15 protein-coding genes are annotated in these 17,815 nt (G+C 36.2%); 3 read left to right on the top strand and 12 right to left on the bottom strand.

Annotated elements, in window-relative coordinates:
* Positions 1-35: 35 nt before the first annotated feature.
* The 8 genes from pgsA to ASC84_RS15870 form a co-directional block, all read right to left on the bottom strand.
* Positions 36-623 carry a CDP-diacylglycerol--glycerol-3-phosphate 3-phosphatidyltransferase gene (gene pgsA, locus ASC84_RS15905; RefSeq protein ID WP_004718416.1) on the bottom strand — a complete coding sequence of 196 codons (588 nt, stop codon included), beginning with the start codon at positions 621-623 and terminating at the stop codon, positions 36-38.
* A gap of 105 nt (positions 624-728) precedes the next feature.
* Positions 729-1,523, bottom strand: coding sequence for a thioesterase family protein (locus ASC84_RS15900; RefSeq protein ID WP_056516553.1), 795 nt, complete (start codon positions 1,521-1,523; stop codon positions 729-731).
* A gap of 126 nt (positions 1,524-1,649) precedes the next feature.
* Positions 1,650-3,449: an excinuclease ABC subunit UvrC gene (gene uvrC, locus ASC84_RS15895; protein WP_081409380.1), complete on the bottom strand. Its 1,800-nt coding sequence runs from the start codon at positions 3,447-3,449 to the stop codon at positions 1,650-1,652.
* A 131-nt stretch (positions 3,450-3,580) separates the two neighbouring features.
* Positions 3,581-4,408, bottom strand: a complete 828-nt coding sequence (locus tag ASC84_RS15890; protein WP_056516547.1) for a hypothetical protein — start codon at positions 4,406-4,408, stop codon at positions 3,581-3,583.
* 321 nt (positions 4,409-4,729) lie between these two features.
* On the bottom strand, positions 4,730-5,149 hold the full coding sequence (locus tag ASC84_RS15885) for a PH domain-containing protein (protein WP_056516545.1): 420 nt from the start codon (positions 5,147-5,149) through the stop codon (positions 4,730-4,732).
* A gap of 135 nt (positions 5,150-5,284) precedes the next feature.
* Positions 5,285-5,908 (bottom strand): PH domain-containing protein, encoded by a 624-nt coding sequence (locus ASC84_RS15880; protein ID WP_004718435.1) that lies wholly within the window; start codon positions 5,906-5,908, stop codon positions 5,285-5,287.
* A 110-nt stretch (positions 5,909-6,018) separates the two neighbouring features.
* Positions 6,019-6,963: a lipid A hydroxylase LpxO gene (lpxO, locus tag ASC84_RS15875; protein ID WP_056516540.1), complete on the bottom strand. Its 945-nt coding sequence runs from the start codon at positions 6,961-6,963 to the stop codon at positions 6,019-6,021.
* 221 nt (positions 6,964-7,184) lie between these two features.
* Positions 7,185-8,177 (bottom strand): hypothetical protein, encoded by a 993-nt coding sequence (locus tag ASC84_RS15870; protein WP_056516537.1) that lies wholly within the window; start codon positions 8,175-8,177, stop codon positions 7,185-7,187.
* A gap of 432 nt (positions 8,178-8,609) precedes the next feature.
* On the opposite strand from ASC84_RS15870, the gene fadB reads away from it, so the two are divergent.
* Together fadB and fadA are read left to right on the top strand one after the other, a co-directional pair.
* Complete coding sequence (gene fadB / locus ASC84_RS15865; protein WP_056516534.1) at positions 8,610-10,763, top strand: fatty acid oxidation complex subunit alpha FadB; 2,154 nt, start codon at positions 8,610-8,612, stop codon at positions 10,761-10,763.
* Between the two features lie 12 nt (positions 10,764-10,775).
* Positions 10,776-11,948, top strand: a complete 1,173-nt coding sequence (gene fadA / locus ASC84_RS15860) for an acetyl-CoA C-acyltransferase FadA (RefSeq protein ID WP_004718442.1) — start codon at positions 10,776-10,778, stop codon at positions 11,946-11,948.
* 44 nt (positions 11,949-11,992) lie between these two features.
* Here fadA and ASC84_RS15855 read toward each other — a convergent pair whose 3' ends face one another.
* Together ASC84_RS15855 and ASC84_RS15850 are read right to left on the bottom strand one after the other, a co-directional pair.
* The gene (locus ASC84_RS15855; protein ID WP_056516532.1) at positions 11,993-14,911 is read right to left on the bottom strand and encodes a hypothetical protein; all 2,919 of its coding nucleotides are present in this window, start codon (positions 14,909-14,911) and stop codon (positions 11,993-11,995) included.
* A gap of 90 nt (positions 14,912-15,001) precedes the next feature.
* Positions 15,002-15,490 carry a hypothetical protein gene (locus ASC84_RS15850; protein WP_056516529.1) on the bottom strand — a complete coding sequence of 163 codons (489 nt, stop codon included), beginning with the start codon at positions 15,488-15,490 and terminating at the stop codon, positions 15,002-15,004.
* Positions 15,491-15,729: 239 nt separating this feature from the next.
* On the opposite strand from ASC84_RS15850, the gene ASC84_RS15845 reads away from it, so the two are divergent.
* Entirely contained in the window at positions 15,730-16,095 is a 366-nt protein-coding gene (locus ASC84_RS15845; RefSeq protein WP_056516526.1) for a MerR family transcriptional regulator, read from the top strand.
* Between the two features lie 12 nt (positions 16,096-16,107).
* Here the strand turns inward: ASC84_RS15845 and ASC84_RS15840 are convergent, their stop codons facing one another.
* Both ASC84_RS15840 and ASC84_RS15835 read right to left on the bottom strand, forming a co-directional pair.
* Entirely contained in the window at positions 16,108-16,923 is an 816-nt protein-coding gene (locus ASC84_RS15840) for a DKNYY domain-containing protein (RefSeq protein ID WP_056516524.1), read from the bottom strand.
* 50 nt (positions 16,924-16,973) lie between these two features.
* Positions 16,974-17,723: a hypothetical protein gene (locus ASC84_RS15835; RefSeq protein ID WP_056516521.1), complete on the bottom strand. Its 750-nt coding sequence runs from the start codon at positions 17,721-17,723 to the stop codon at positions 16,974-16,976.
* Between the last annotated feature and the right edge of the window lie 92 nt (positions 17,724-17,815).

The following is a 17,815-nucleotide window of genomic DNA, read 5'->3' as shown; positions in this document are numbered from 1 at the left end:
GGCTTTGATCTGTATACTGCTTTCTATTGCGCAGATTAAGGCTGTTTTAAATAAGGCCACGCTGCTTTTAAATAAATAAACATCGACCAGAGTGTCAAGATGACCGCGGTATATAGCAAAGCATAAGCCAGTATTTCAAGCGGCTGCCAATTCAATAAAAACACCGTGATTGCAATCATCTGAAAGGCTGTTTTATATTTACCCACCGTGGAGACGGCCACATTGGTACGCGCACCTAATTCAGCCATCCATTCACGTAGTGCTGAAACTGTAATTTCACGTGAAATAATCACAATTGCAGCAAATGCCATAGTGATTGATGGTTGCCACTGCACTAAAACAATCAGTGCTGCTGCCACCATTAATTTATCTGCAACTGGATCTAAAAACCGCCCAAAAGCTGAGGTTTGATTTAAAGTTCGTGCCAGATAACCATCAAACCAATCTGTGACTGCTGCAACAACAAAAATTGCAGTCAAGATAATATGACGCGTCATACCACCTGTATGTCCAGCCACACCAATTGCAGGTGGCCAATAGGCAATAATTAAAAAAACAGGAATTAACGCGATTCGAGCAAGCGTCAAGATATTTGGAATATTCAGGATACGACCTGTAGTCATAGACACCGCCAGTGAGTCCCCTACTTACCCGAATGAAGGTAAATAATAATTTAGAGTGAAGCTCTATTTCCTTAGTACTTTAAACGATTCACATGAAACTGTCGACTAGGTAAATACCGTAACCGTCTGTCTTGCAATCGCAATGAGTCGATTTTGTTCATCCCAAAGATAGGCATGTTCTGTTGCATATCCATGCTCAGCAAAGTCTGTAATCACTTTATACTTAAACCAATCATTCAACTGATTTTGTAAAGGATGGATAAATGTCACTTGCCACGTCAGTGTACTTGCAGGTGCTGGCAGTTTAAACATCGGCAATACACCGGGTGGCCAAACATCCATTAATGTCATGATATCTGAGACATTCATTGCTCGATTGGCATGTAGCTCAGGGTCAAAACGACACCAACCTGAAAAATCAGGTTGTTTACTGCCTGACATTGGATAATTCCCTTCAGTCCATGCCAGTTGGAAATTTTTTACACACTCTGGAAAAGGTAAATATTTAGGGACAATATTAATCTGATCAAGTGGCGGAAAATCAGGGGCTTGAGGTTCTAAAGACACTTGAATTTTAGAATCCCGTTGGCTACCAAAACTTGCAATTAAAATACTTTGCACAGCCTCATTTTGCCACAATCTGACTTCAATCGTCGTGACTGATTTACCCTGTCTCAGGATTTCAGCAGTCAATTTCACTGGCGTTTCTTCAACAGGCCCAACAAAAGTGACACTACAACTTAACAACTTTTTAACTGGATCATGAATGGTTGCAATTGCTTTATGAACCAACATACCTGCAACGAGACCACCAAAGATGGTACGCCCCTGCAACCATCCTTGAGGAATATCAATCCATTCTTCCTGTTCAATCTGCTGAAATAGCGATTCTAATGACATGATCTGTCCAATTTTTCGATCTTTGCTGTACTGTTTCATATTTGACACGAGATGAAAATGATCAGTGACTCATGCGTCAATGGTTGTTTTGGCAAATGCTACTCATCATCGAGAACAATAACGGCTTTACTCATGCAACACTTTATAAATCATTCGTGCCATAACATCGCCTAGACCGGGAACATTTTTTAAGTCATGTTCAGAGGCTTTAAGTACCCCTTGAATACCACCGAAATGGGTCAGTAAATCACGGCGACGTTTTGGACCCAAGCCCGGAATAGCCTCAAGTACCGACCCTCCACGACGTTTATCCCGCTTGGCTCTATGCTTGGTAATTGCAAAGCGATGTGCCTCATCACGGACTTGCTGAATCAAATGCAGAGCTTTATGGTCTTCAGGAAGCTGAATCTTCGTGCCATCGGTAAAATGCAGTGTTTCTAAACCGGGTTTACGCCCTTCACCTTTGGAAACACCCACCATAAATGCATCTAAACCAAGCTCTTGCATAACTTCCATCGCCATATGAAGTTGCCCTTTACCCCCATCAATCAGTAATAAATCGGGTAACATGGCTTTTTTATAACGGCGTGTTAAGGCTTGGCGCATTGCGGCATAATCATCACCGCCGATAATATCTTCAATCGCAAATTGGCGATAATCACGTTTACGTGCGCCACCTGCATCAAAAACCACACACGATGCAATAGTCGCTTCGCCCATAGTATGAGAGATATCAAAGCATTCAATACGATCAACAGGTCGCCCACAGACTTGTTCCAATTGATGAAAACGCTCATTTAATTCTAAATGATTGGCTAATTTTCCTTTAATCGCATGCTGAACATTCATTTCAGCCAACTCAAGCCATTCAGCACGAGTTTCACGAACATTGTGTTTAATCTGAATTTTCTTTTCAAACTGTTGATGTAAAGCTTCTTCTAGTTCTTTTCGGTCTGTCACATTTACATTGACAATCAGTTCAGCAGGAACTTCATCTGCGACCTGAAAATAAAAATTGGCGATAAAATCAGATAACATTTGCCCCAAATCATCATCCAACATATCGGGAAAATAACTTTTCCCACCCAGCATTTTCCCATTACGCACATGCATGATCTGTACACAGGTCACACCCGCTTGATAGGCAATGGCAAGAATATCAGCTTCGCCTTTGACTTTATAAATGGCTTGCTGTGCTTGGACATCACGCAGTAAGGCCATGCGATCACGGTAAAATACTGCTTTCTCAAATTCTAGATTTTCTGCCGCCTGCTCCATTTTTTGAATCAATTCCTGATTCAGTTCTTTGGTATCACCATTTAAAAAACGGATCGAGTTTTGGACATCTTCGTTATAGGCTTCAGCTGAAATCAACCCCACACAAGGCGCAGTACAACGCTTGATCTGATATTGCAGGCAAGGACGTTTACGCTGTGAAAAATAGCTGTTTTCACATTGGCGGACATTAAATAATTTTTGTAGAACTAAAAGTGTATCTCTTGCATTATAAGCACTTGGATAGGGGCCAAAAAATTTACCCACTTGATGTTTGCCTTTGCCTCGTCCTGAAGCAATACGTGGATAAGGTTTATCTGCGGAGACAAAAATATAGACATAGGATTTATCATCGCGCAACATAATGTTATACGGTGGGCGATGCAGTTTTATTAGATTCTGTTCGAGTAATAAAGCTTCCGTTTCAGAACGGACGACAAGGGTTTCAATATTATAAATACGTGCAACCAAAGCCTGTGTTTTCGGATGTTCAATGGTTTTGACAAAATAACTCAGTACGCGATTTTTTAGATTTTTGGCTTTTCCGACATATAATAATTCGCCCTCTTTTCCCAGCATTTTATACACACCAGGTAAAGTCGTCATATTGGCTAGAATCTTTTCGATATTTTCACGTGCGTTTTCGTTCACAGTAGACTTTTAACTTTGGACTATAAATGGATGATGTAGTTAGATCACCCATTTTTCAAGTCTACTTGAGTGAATTACTTGCGCTTTCAATTGGAAAATATCTTGATTTTTCATTTTTCATTTTTCATTTTTCATTTTTCAAAGGGCTGATTAACAGCTTTATAAGCGGTATGGTTCATCCAATTACACGCCAACTCATCAGATTTATGATAAAAAAATTCATTTTGAGGATGATATTTTCCTTGATAGTCTTTTCCATCTATTGTTAACTTTACATTGCTATATAGGGTGTTTTCCTTATCTTTGAATCGAGTCCAAACCACATTACTCCAATTTCCTGTTGCTTCTATTTCTAAATCTGCAAATACCTTTGCATCAACGATATACGGTAAGAACTCAATATATTCCTGATTACTATTGGCTGACAAACTTTGCCAACAAATAGAGCCTTTGGGAAATACTTCATTTGGCGAATAACCTAACCCTAAGATTGCAACTAAAATCTGACCTGCCGCACTACTATTCATTTGACGGATTGGATTATAAATATCATTAGTGATCAATTGCCCTGAGACATCAATTTTCTTATATTGATAAGATAAAACCAAAGGTCGTTCAGCAATATAATTACTCACTGAATATTGTAATTTCTTTCCATCAAATGTTGCAGACTCACTCAGCAAGTATGTATTTTGATCTAATTGTGGTGAGCTAAATGTCGAAATCGCATTTTGAGTTAGATAATATTTTGAAGTTTCTTCTATAGAGGCATCTTGAACCAAAAGATTTTTATTCTCCTTTATATGGTAAGTTTTTGCTTTCGGTAGTAAGTTAGAACCTCCACCTTGAAATGAATATAGGGTATCAAATTTATCTGATTCGCTTTTTGAATCATCCGATCCACCACCACACGCTGTTAAAATTAAAGCATTGATTATAAAAAATATTGTTTTTTTCATTATAGCGGTTCACTCGACTATTTATTTTGAATCATTATTAACCAATATTTGATAAAATCACAAGTGTAAATCGCTTAAATTTCGACTGTTTTTTATTTTCACTTAGTTGATTATTAAAGTAAATTTCAAGAGACTCTCGTCTCAGTTAGGCCTTGTACTTTAAGCTTCTTTTATAAATCCCTTTTAAAACCATAAATCAACATAAAAGCCCCTCATCCTAGCCTTCTCCCAATGGGAGAAAGAACTTTCAATAGCAGTATGATTCACTTCTTATGATGATTCTGAAATATTTATCACACAGGATCGCTATTATCTGTTTATTTAAATCTGAGAACTATTTACTTCTACTGCCTGACGAAAGGCCTGCTGATCTCTTGGAGAAACCAAGACCTGTTTGATTTTTCCGTCTTTCATATATTCGATTTTCAAACGATCTAAAGATAATGCAGGTGATGAAATTGAATTATTGGTTTTGCTGATCTTTTGAATATTTGCCAATGGGATACGCCATTTTAAAAATAGACTATGAATGATCAAAGCTTCATCTTCAACGATATAGCGTGTATTGAAAACTGGCCACCAAATCACCGCAATAGTTAAAATATACACCGCTGTATGCTCAGGATATTCAACCATAGTGCCTTTTGCATACATGGTATAAAGCAATTGAATCAGCAGACCTGTCATTGCGATTAAAAAGCCTAAAATCCACCAATCAATTTTAGTATGAAATTTTTGCATCACGCTCTTCAAAGTTTCCCCATACAAAATATTATTCTATCTGAATTTCGAGTTAAATATGACTATAAAATCATCAATTTACATAATAAAAAACGCCCTTTCGAGCGTTTTAATTTTTGACTAAATGTCTAAACATCAATTTTTTAAATAGCGATCAAAAATTTCAGAAAAATCATAATTCTCAATTTGTCGAATACGCTGGTTGGCATAATCTTCAACTTGTTGCGCAGTCTGATTGATGATTTCAGGTAAATTTAAAATTGCCTGTTCACTGAGCTCTCGTAAGTTAAACATTTTCTGCACATTGTCAGTGCTTTGTAATAGCACATTACGTTTACGATTGATCTCTTTGCAGGTTTCACCAATGGTAAATAATGCTTTATAGAGATCGCGAATTTTCTCGATTTGTTTTTTATCAATATCGATAGAGAAATGCTGTTCACCTAATTGGAACTTGATTTCAGCATCTAAATCCACGGTACCAGCGGTTTCTAAAAGTACATTTTTAATTGGGTTGTGCTTATACAAGTAGCGGTACAACATGCGTTTTTTACTGATCGCACTTTTACCATCTAGGTGCATAAAGGCCACATTGGTGAAGCAATATTCATCTGTTTTGCTTTTGATGACAAAGAAAATTTTCTCGTTATCTTCATGAAAAATATAATCATCAATATCTGTTTTATTGAAATCATGCGGCTCAATAATTGTTCCAATATCACTCATACCCATCATTTCTGAAGCTAAATTTTTAAACATTTTGTGTTTTCCAGCGCTTTTATAAATTATGAAAGTAAATTAAAAAAATCGAGCGTTAAACTCAAGTCAAAATTTGTTATTAAAAAAAACGCCCTGACGGGCGCTTTAAATCAAATCATTTTTTCAAAAAATGCAATGATCTGTGACATATATGGTCGAATAAAAATCAGGAAGAAAATCCCTAACATCAAGAACCACTTTAAAAAGTAATACAACTGCCGATTGGTTTTTTTCAAGGCTTTGGCTTTAATACGGATTTGGTACACATAACCAAAAACTTTGTTTAACCCCCCTGTTTGATCGCCCGCCTCATTTGGAGAGCTGGCAGCTGTCATCACTTTTTTACCAAACCAGTGGTTAAAGCGCTGCATAAACCTTGTTTTTAATGGGCGCTCTACATCAGCAAAGAAGATAATACGATTTTGGTCTGTGGTATTTTCAGCATAATGAATATAGGTTTCATCAAAAACCACGCTTTCACCATCTCGCCATGAATAACGCTGACCATCTACGTCAATAAAGCAACGATCATCATTTGGTGTAATGAGCCCCAAGTGATAACGCAATGAACCTGCATAAGGATCACGATGGCGCACTAATCGACTATCAGGTGCAAGCTCTGTAAACATTGCCGCCTTAATACTTGGCAAATTTTTCAGCAATTCAGTTGTTTTTGGGCAAAGTTCTGCTGCTGATGGATGCGCTGAGTCATACCATTTTAGGTAAAACCGTTTCCAACCTGTTTTAAAGAATGAATTAAAGCCTAAGTCATCATATGTACTTGAAGCCTTAATTCCACCTTTGGCATATAACGCTTGCGCCTCTTCACGAATCATTTCCCAGTTTTCATCTAACACTTTTAAATCTTTAAAATGTTGTGTGTCGATATACGGCTGATTCGGCACTTTTGAAAACATATACATGAGAAAGTTAATTGGCGCGAGTATCGTTGAATGGTCAAAAAATTGACGATAAAACGAATGTCGCACTTTACCGCGATTTTGGATATACAAAGCAGAAATCACAAAAATCGCCAATATGATCCATTTAATCATACAGCACTCTTTTCATTAATCAGGTTAATCAAGCAACATGTGCTGATAGAATTTTAAATCTCAAAAGGGAGAATGTTTCTACAAATTATAACAAATCTATAAATCAAAAAGCCACAATGATCTAATTATATGTTTTTATTAATTATTATTAAAAAACCAAATTTGTAGAGGTGACTACAAATTTGGTTCAAGTTTTATTTACAAGCTTTTAAGTTATTTTCTTAATTATTCCAATCAATAAGTCTTAAAGAAGCCAAAGCTGATGCAGCCTTTGAATTATATACAGCGCACCCTTTCTTAAGCTGTTCAATATTTAACTTTGCTGTTCTTGTTTGTTTATCTGTTGTGGCTATTCCGAGCAATTTTTCCCATTGTTTTATGCCTTTGGCATTCGTCCATTCAATTTCACTATTGTAATCGGCCAAATATGTTTTATTTTGATATTTAACTGCAACATAATCATCATTAGCTGCACCTGTATCAGTTTCATAAACAGTCGTCCACGGAATATTCTGCCAACTACCGCTTGAATAACGATAAGTTACGCCCAATGGTTTAAGTTGTTGATTTAAATAATCGACATAGTCAGAACTCGTTTCTTTGAAATCTTCAAATGTTTGATTAAATTCGTTATCTGTCTTAAAGCTAAAATAGTCTTGGTTATTCTTTCGAGAAATAAAACGATAACAGTTACTTCCTTGTGGGAAACTATCCTTGCCATATGAAGCTAGTAATTTTCGTGCTTCATCATAACTATTTTCACTATCGAAACCTAAACTACGATAACCAGGTAAAACCGTATCAAAAATATTTTTCCCTGAAATATCAATTTTTTCTAATTTAAGATCAGTTTTAACATTACCAATTAAGGTTGAGGTCCATGAAGTCATAGAATTCAATACTACTGTATTCACAGCAATTTCACGCGGAGTATACAATTTGTTGGCTGTTAATATATATTCACCTAGAAACTTGTTAGCTTCAGAATTCTTAAATTGTTTATTGAATATTTCAAAATATTCCATAGTCAAATTATCAGAGCCATCATCTAATTCATAGTCAACAAAGTAATAGCGTGTTCCATTATCCAAACTGTCTTGTGTTGTTGAAGTGTTCGAATTATCTGATGAAGAGTCACCACCGCCTCCGCACCCAATCAAAGAGAGGGATAAAAAAATAGCTGTAAATGCGAGTTTTTTGTTTTGTATAGTCATAACGGGTTCTTTTTGTGATTAAATACCAACCAAATATTACATATATAATACAAAACATTCAATAGATTATAAAGATTTTCTAAACAGATAATTAAACTTCACACCAATTGACCTAAATGACAAAAAAAATGAATCACTATGGATGGCTATTCTTATTCATTTTTCTAAAGAAAGGCACAACGAAATTTACATTAAATCAATAAATTTCAAACATTTATATAATTAACCTATAAAATTCTTTAAATTTAAAAGCTTAATTTAATCTTCTACTCAAAAAAAATTGATGACCCTTGCGTCACGGCTTGATACAACTTGTTAGGTTATTTTTAGATATAGTTATCGTAAGATTAGTGAAGTCGAAATGTGTGCGGGAATTGCATACACACTTCAAAACATCAACTTAAGAAGTCCTCCAAAAAAGGAGATCAGGGCATGATCCACGCTGGCAATGCCATTACCGTCCAATTGCTTTCGGACGGAATTGCAGAATTCCGCTTTGACTTACAAGGTGAGTCGGTTAACAAATTCAACCGTGCAACGATTGAAGACTTTAAAGCTGCTATTGAAGCTGTAAAAAATAACAGTGAAGTGAAAGGTCTCATCGTTACCTCTGGTAAATCAACATTTATCGTTGGTGCAGACATTACTGAATTTGGTGAAAACTTTAAGCAAGGTGAAAGTGCGATTGTAGAATGGGCAATGCCTGTTCACGAGATTTTTAACGCTTTTGAAGATCTAGAGATTCCTAAAGTTGCTGCGATCAATGGTATTGCATTGGGCGGCGGTTTTGAAATGTGTTTGGTATGTGACTACCGCGTAATGTCAAATGCTGCAACAGTAGGCTTACCAGAAGTTAAACTGGGTATCATTCCTGGTTTCGGTGGTACTGTTCGTCTAAGCCGTTTGATTGGTATTGACAATGCAGTTGAATGGATTGCGACTTCAGCAAACAAACGTCCAGATGCTGCGCTGAAAGACGGTGCTGTAGATGCAGTTGTTGCGGCTGACAAACTCCAAGAAGCTGCGATTGATCTTGTTAAACAAGCAATCTCTGGTCGTTTAGACTGGAAAGCAAAACGTCAAGAAAAATTAGAGCCTGTTAAATTAGACATGCTTGAACAAATGATGGCGTTTAACTCATCTAAAGGTGTGGTCCTTGCGAAAGCAAACCCTGCTCAATACCCTGCGCCAAAACTTCTGCTTGATTCACTTCAAGCAGGTGTAAGCCAAAAACGTGATGAAGCGTTAAAAATTGAAGCTGAAGCATTTGCTAAAGCTGCGATTACACCACAAGCAGGTGCATTGATCGGTTTATTCATCAATGACCAAGTTGTGAAAAAAGCCTCTAAAAAACATGAGAAAGGTGCTCACCCTGTTAACCAAGCAGCTGTTTTAGGTGCGGGTATTATGGGTGGCGGTATTGCTTACCAAGCGGCAAGCAAAGGTACACCAATCATCATGAAAGACATTGGTAACCCACAGCTTGCTTTGGGTATGTCTGAAGCGAATGGCTTGTTGACTAAACAAGTTGAACGTAAAAAGATGACGCCTGCAAAAATGGGTGAAACACTTGCACGCATCCGTCCTACTTTAAGCTATGACGAGTTTAAAGAAGTTGACATCGTGATTGAAGCAGTCACAGAGAATCCTAAAATCAAGGAAGCTGTGTTACGTGATACAGAAACAAAAGTTCGTGACAACACAATCATTGCTTCAAATACCTCTACGATTTCAATCACGCGTCTTGCAAATGCATTGACTCGTCCTGAAAACTTCGTGGGTATGCACTTCTTTAACCCAGTTCACATGATGCCTTTGGTTGAAGTGATCCGTGGTGAGAAAACATCTGAAGAAGCAATTGCGACAACTGTTGTTCTTGCTCAGAAAATGGGTAAAACACCAATCGTTGTAAACGACTGCCCTGGCTTCCTTGTAAACCGTGTATTGTTCCCTTACTTTGGTGCGTTTGACCTTCTGCTTAAAGATGGCGCAGACTTCCAACAAGTTGACAAAGTCATGGAAAAATTCGGCTGGCCTATGGGACCTGCTTATTTGATCGACGTTGTGGGTATCGACACTGGTGTACATGGTGCTGAAGTTATGGCTGAAGGTTTCCCAGACCGCATGAAGCCTGACTATAAAGGCGCGATCGAAATCATGTACGAAAACAAACGTCTTGGTCAAAAAAATGACATCGGTTTCTATAAATACGAGCTTGATCGTAAAGGTAAGAAAGCGAAATCTATTGATCCAACTGCGTATGAGCTTGTTGCAACGATGGCAACCACTGAAAAGCACGAGTTTGATGCTCAAGAAATTATTGACCGTATGATGCTCGCGTTCTGTAACGAGACTGTTCGTTGCTTAGAGGACAACATTGTTTCTACTGCTTCTGAAGCAGATATGGCAATGATCATGGGTGTAGGTTTCCCTCCATTCCGTGGTGGTCCAGCGCGTTACATCGACCAAACAGGTGTTGCTGAATATGTTGCGCTTTGCGACAAATATGCACACTTAGGTAAGGCTTATGAAGCGCCACAAATGTTGCGTGACATGGCTGCAAACAACAAAAAATTCTACGGTTAAGGAGCAACGTGAATGGCTACTTTAAATCCACGTGACGTTGTCATCGTTGATGGCGTACGTTCTGCAATGGGTAAAACCAAAAACGGTATGTTCCGCAATGTACGTGCTGACAGCTTATCTGCTGAATTGGTTCGTGCTTTAGTTGCTCGTAACCAGTTTGATGTCAATGAAGTTGAAGATTTGATCTGGGGTTGTGTTAACCAAACCCTAGAACAAGGTATGAACATTGGCCGTAACATCGTGTTATTGGCTGACTTGCCGAAGACTGTTGGTGGTCAAACTGTAAACCGCCTCTGTGGTTCTTCTATGCAGTCAATCCATACTGCTGCGGCGCAAATTGCAACCAACCAAGGTGATGTATTCATCATCGGTGGTGTAGAGCACATGGGTCACGTTGGTATGATGCACGGCATCGACCTTAACCCAGAAGCATCTAAGCATTATGCGAAAGCATCTAACATGATGGGCTTAACTGCTGAAATGTTAGGTCGTATGAACGGCATTAGCCGTGACGAACAAGATGCGTTTGGTGTTGAATCTCATCGTCGCGCTTGGGCTGCAACTCAGGAAGGTCGTTTCAAAAACGAAATCGTGGGTGTTGAAGGTCATGACGCCAATGGCTTCAAAATCCTTTGCGACATCGACGAAGTAATCCGTCCAGATGCAAACCTTGAAGCATTCAAAGCATTACGTCCAGTATTTGATCCTAAAGGTGGTACTGTAACTGCTGCGACTTCTTCTGCATTGTCTGATGGTGCATCGGCAATGTTGTTAATGTCTGCTGAACGTGCTCAAGCTTTAGGTCTTAAGCCACGTGCTGTGATTCGCTCTATGGCGATTGCAGGCTGTGATGCTGCGATCATGGGTTATGGTCCTGTTCCTGCAACACAGAAAGCGCTTAAACGTGCTGGCTTAACGATGGAAGACATCCAAACCATCGAGTTAAACGAAGCATTTGCTGCTCAAGGTCTTTCTGTAATGAAAGGCTTGAACATCTATGACAAGCAAGACAAGATCAACTTAAACGGCGGTGCGATTGCATTGGGTCACCCATTGGGTTGTTCTGGCGCACGTATCACCACTACATTGCTGAACGTAATGGAACAACAAGATACTCAAATCGGTCTTGCAACGATGTGTATCGGTCTTGGCCAAGGTATCGCGACAATTATTGAACGTGTTTAAGTTTTAAATACGTAAAAAAAGAACCCCGCTTAGTGCGGGGTTTTTTACCTTAAGAATTTACTTCTAAAATTTAATTCATCAATTTTTTTATCAATCAAATTCGAAAAAATTTTATACTCATGCTCTATTAAATCTAAATTAGTTTCATCTTTATAATAACCAATAAAATTTATTAAGGATTTTAAATCCGTATATTGTAGAAAACCATTTTGATTAAATTGATATGGGCTAATAATTTTTTTCTTACCCTCGAAATAAATAAATATATTTTTAAAATTACTTATCAAATCTATATTATCAAAAAATAAATATGATTTTTTCTTACTATTCAATAATTCAATATGAGAATTTAGTGTTACACCAATAGGATCATTTTCATTCAATTCTTCATCAATATACTCTTTAATATGTACCTTATTCCAACTATATATATATTCTTCAAATTCATCTATAGGTTTAGAACCATTTGTTGAAATAAATAATATATCAAAATATTCTGTATTATGTGCTTCAGTATCAACACATTCATCCAAAGTATATATTTCAACATTTTCATTAAGTTCGTAAAAGTATTCTGAAAGTTTTTCAATTTGCCTATAAGTATGATTATTCACTTGTAATATTGATTTACCGTCTACACCATCAAAATATATTCTTAACATATAGTCTGATGTTTTTCTATAAATATAAATTTCACCAAATTCCAACATATCACGACATGAAATTTTTTTATTATTTATATCAAATTTGAAACCTCCCCATTTTTTATTTTTAGTTTTGTTTTTTAGCAACATCTTTTCAAAGACACTTTTCTCATAAGTTTCATCACTTCCTGATTTAATATAACTTAATAGAATTTCATTTATATCGCTAACAATACTGCTTCTAAAATCTCCCCTCCAATTATCTCTGTTTATTTCTAATGACTTATTAGCTTTTAAACCATAATAATCCAAAGCCATATAAAATGGGAAATTTCTCCAATCAGAAATAATAGAATTCTTTGCATTCTGCCCTCTAAAGCCAATTATTTCTTGGTAGTCACTAGGTTTATTTAAAGAAAATCGATATGCTATATTTTTAGTCTCATACCAATCCATCTTCTGTCTACTATTATTAGAATCTTTTAAAAAAATTGGTGAGTTATTACATATATTAAATAATGAATCTTGTAAAAAATATTCTTTAGCTTTTTCAAATCTAAAGTCAATATTCCAAATTCTATTAAACTCTTCAGTTCCACATATTTCCTTTTTTAGTAATAATTCATCATCTTGAATAAAAAACGATAATTCCGTTCCAATTTTTTCTTGTACATCATCTATTTTTGTAATAAAACAATAACCATTTTTCATACCAAGTGGAGAATTCATCTGTATTTCTAGACAGTCATTGGAAAGTAAACTTCTAGTTTTAAAATTTATACTTCTATACTCTTCAGGCAAATTTTCTGTTAATAAAAAAACACTATGTAGTCCTATTCCAAACTCTCCAGAAGGTCTCATCCAAAGAGGCATATTATTGATAATTCTTTTCTTTACTAAATTTTTGTTAGAACCTGCCATATAAGTCATATAAGTAAGATCATTACAGCTTATACCTACCCCACTATCAGATAATACAAATCGCCAAATTTTTTTTGGAGAACACTCACTTTTTATTTGTTCAATAGAAAGGGATAAAGGGTATTTTTTTAAAATTTTTTTAAAGTCTTCATGATAAGGATTTAAACCTCTTAATTTTTCTTGATCTTCTTCTAACCAAATTCGGAGCATGGTTGCATCAATAGAGTTTTGGATCAATTCTCGATAAATACTTAAATGGCTACTGTATAAATTTGCTCCTTGTAATAATTCCATACCATTTTTTTCATCAATAGTGAATTTCATTGGTTTATTATTTAAAAGTATTTTTTCTTTTTTTACACCATCTTGATACTTCACCTCCATTCTTACATCTAATTGTTCAATAGTAGGTAATGAGCCAAATTTCAAACTTGGCACAATTAAATTCCATTGAGACATTTGATTTTGGAATTCTTCACGTATCCAACCAAACCAGTTTTGGGTTTCTACATAAGACATTTCATCAGGACATTCTGCTACAAGTTTCACTGTCCGCTTATCTAGCTGAAATTCACGTAAAGATAAATGCTTATCATGATGGTGTTTACTTACAGAAGGCATATTACTGACGTGCTTCGCCATGACAGGGCAAAAACGATTGTCATCTAAATCAAACAAATCACCTAAACGGAGTAAACATCCTATAAACCTTGGATGGCAATCTTCTGTACCTAAACCAGTTTGCTTATAAGGAAGTGTTCCCATTAAAGTATCAAAATTCATCCCATGAGAAACACAAATTTGTCCTAAATAACGATAAATTCGATTTGGTAAAAGTTCTGTTCTTGGTGAAGTTATTCCTAAATCTTTAAAAGGATCTTCTACGATTTTACCAACACGCTTGTCATGCCCACGTCTAAACCACTCAGCCACTAATTGACGATACTTTTCAATACCATCAAAAGGGTGACTTTCAGTACCAACAGCCGATAACCAATTTTGCTCAACATAGGCTTGGCAAAATTTTTGCAGATCATGTCCTTTTTCATTCGCTATAGTTTGAATCATGAAATTGAAATCAGAATTTGTATGCACTGCTTTGGCATTTTTAGCATCAACCAACATGCCTACATCATGCCAATACGCTGCCTCAAGAATTAACCATGTATCAGTAGCACTGAGTAAATCAATATCATTACCTAAAATACGCTCAATATTGACTAAAATTTGCTGTGAATGTGAAGCGTTATGATTACTAAAATGTGGATAAAAACCACCAATATTTTCTAATGCCTTGCCTACAAGTTTCTGATCAAACTCCCATTGTGCAAATAGAATTGCTACGTTTCCATCTTCTTCACATTTCTTTTTTAAATGCGCAATTAAGTTCGTACTCATAAGCATTCATCAATTATTATAAAGTTATTGATATAATAACAAATTTTTATTGTTAGCCAAGTTACTTATTTTCTTACCTATTATTCCTCATTACTTCATTAGCCATTTATTATCTGTTAACTGTTTCAATAAATTGGGATCTACATTCAATTTAATTGTTCCATTACGAAGAGCATCGACATTATTACGATCAATATCAAATTGTTTAAGCATCTCAAAAATACCACTGGTTGGGTCTGAAGATTGCAAACCAGTCGCAACTGCTAAGACATATTGTTGCAACGCAGGCGAAAGCTGGGTCATGTCAGGTATAGGCGCTGGTGGTTGAATCTCAACCACAGAAAAATTATCACCAATAACAGTATTCTGTATATCTTGCTCACTTTTAATCATTTGATGCTGCAATGCTTCACGCACATTTTTATCTTCTTGATAAGGAACAACACCTACAGCTTCTTGACGCAGTTCAGAATCCGCCATCACTTTAATGGTAGGCAATGAGGCAACTTCTTCTGCCTGTACAGTGGGTAACCAAACAGAAAGAGCCGTTGCAAGTATCGAAACTTTGATAAAGTTCATACATTTCACCTAAAAAATAAATCATCCTATAAATTCAATAAAATGATTCAATACATTTAATATTGTCTATTAAATAGGCTATAACAAATTATAGCGAGATTCACTAAAGCTCAGATAAACGGTAAATACTGTTAAAATTCTGAAATAAAGATTAAATAGGTTTTGCTCATTCAACAGCTTGAATAGAGCCACCGATAAATTTTTTCAACTGATCCATTTCAGTTTATAAGAGGTCTATTATGAATCTTGCTAAAGTTGCTGAAATAACTCAAGTCAGCCCGCGTATGCTCCGTTATTATGAAGAGCTAGGATTAATTCGTCCGCAACGAACAGCGAATCACTATCGAGATTATAATCAAGCAAACATCGAGGATATTCAAAAAATTAAAGTTCTCAATGATGCCGGCATGCATTTAAAAGACATTAAATTATTATTGCCATGTTTCGATTTGGCTGAGGAAAAACTTACCTTATGCCCAGTTGCCAAAGAGACATTAGAAATGGAGTTAGAACATATTTCAGAAAAGTTAGTCAAACTCAAAAAATCTCAAAGCTTATTAGCATCTTTTTTAATGCAAGGAAAAATTGAAGAAACCAAGCGCTAATCGAGATCAACCTCATTGAAGCGCTTTGACTCGCTCTTTTTCTTCACTATTCATATCCTTCCAAGCTTTTCGATCATTCCAAAACCAATAGCCATTTTTATCCTGTGCAATACATCCCGCATCAGATTTAGTTTTAAAACTTGCATAATCAGCATCGTCAAGTTTGCCAAAACGTTCTTCATAAATATTGTGTTTGTCTTTTGCATAGCAATCTCCGAGCAACTCAAAACTACTGGCATCTGCACCCTCTAAAATAGAAAAACTGCCCCCATCCAGCATGCTAAAGTAGCGATAAACATGCCGTTTATCTTTATACAAATTAGAAGGGTTTAACTGCTTGAAGCTCGCTAAATCTATAGTGTCATTCAAAGAAGGCCCATCTTCACCACCAAAACCCAAATGTCGATAAAAACGCTCACCCATGATCGACAGGCTTTTGCTGGGCAGAACATGTTCAGATAGAAACATGCTACAACGATTTGCATAAGGAAACTTTAAAGCCAATTCTCGTTGAGGATTGATATATAAATTGTCCCGCACAAGGCTCCATTGCTGTTTTTCCTGCTCAGCATTTAAAGCCGCTTGCTTTTCCTCCACGACACATTGGTCATACTCAATTTGTTCAGCACATAAAATAGGGGCTAAGCCTAAAAAATGCTTCCATCCATAAACCTTTTTATAAGTATCGGCATCCAGAATTGTGTCTTGATCAATTTGATAAACACCAAAATGATAGCGATATAAAGCAACACTTTTACAATCCTGCTGAACGAGAATTGGCGTCTGGTAGACATAGCCAATCCCACCCAGCAATAGCAGTATAAACATTGTAAAAAACAACCATATTTTTATATTTTTCATTCATCTACTTCTAAAATTTACAAGGCTTCTTCTAATACTTCCGCATTTTGCTCTTTTTTCTGATTGATTTGGCTATTCAATTTCAGTACATCCTGAAACAACTGGTTAAACTGTTTTACTTGAGCATCTTCCTTAAACAAAATTTGATTGCCCTGCTTCTGCCACTCATATTTTTTTAACAAATCAAACATGGTTTCAGCTTTACCTAAAATTTGTAGCTCATTTAAGATTAAGGTATTTTCAGGGTCAAGTTCAGCATTCTGTTCAAGCTTATCCTGTAAGGGTTTCTTGAGGTCTTTACGCAAATCTATTTTTTTTAATTCGTTTAAAGCCTCGGTTTTATTTTGTCTATTTTTTTGCTGATATTGCTGCATTGCTTGTCGTACAGTCACCAGCATCTGTGTTGTTTCTACATAGTTCTGTTTACGGTCTGCATCCAAACGATTTACATCTAAAAAATGATCCCATTTGGCCGCTGCGAGCTGATTTAAATAAGTGTTTCGTGTATCAACATTCTTGGCCCAATATTTCAATAAAAACTCAGACATGGTTTTGTAATCACCTTTGAGCCGATTATCATGGATATCAATATTTACTGGTTTAGAACGGTCTTGAGCTTGTTCAGAAAGTTGCCGCATTTTTTCAGTCATCACCAAATCAAATGCTTGGCGATTGGCTTCTTCATTCTTTATTGAACTATGGTCATAGTAGAAAAATCCAATAACAGCCAGAAAAATGATACCGAAAACAATCAAAAGTCGACGCATACCAAACCCCGAACATCCTTATAGATTACTTAGAATATCCTAAGCAACTCTTTTTTGTATATTAATTATGCAAAATAACAATAAATAACCTT

The organism is Acinetobacter sp. Root1280 (assembly GCF_001425285.1).
Taxonomy (GTDB): Bacteria; Pseudomonadota; Gammaproteobacteria; order Pseudomonadales; family Moraxellaceae; genus Acinetobacter; species Acinetobacter guillouiae.
This window is presented reverse-complemented; position numbering and strand designations above follow the sequence as displayed.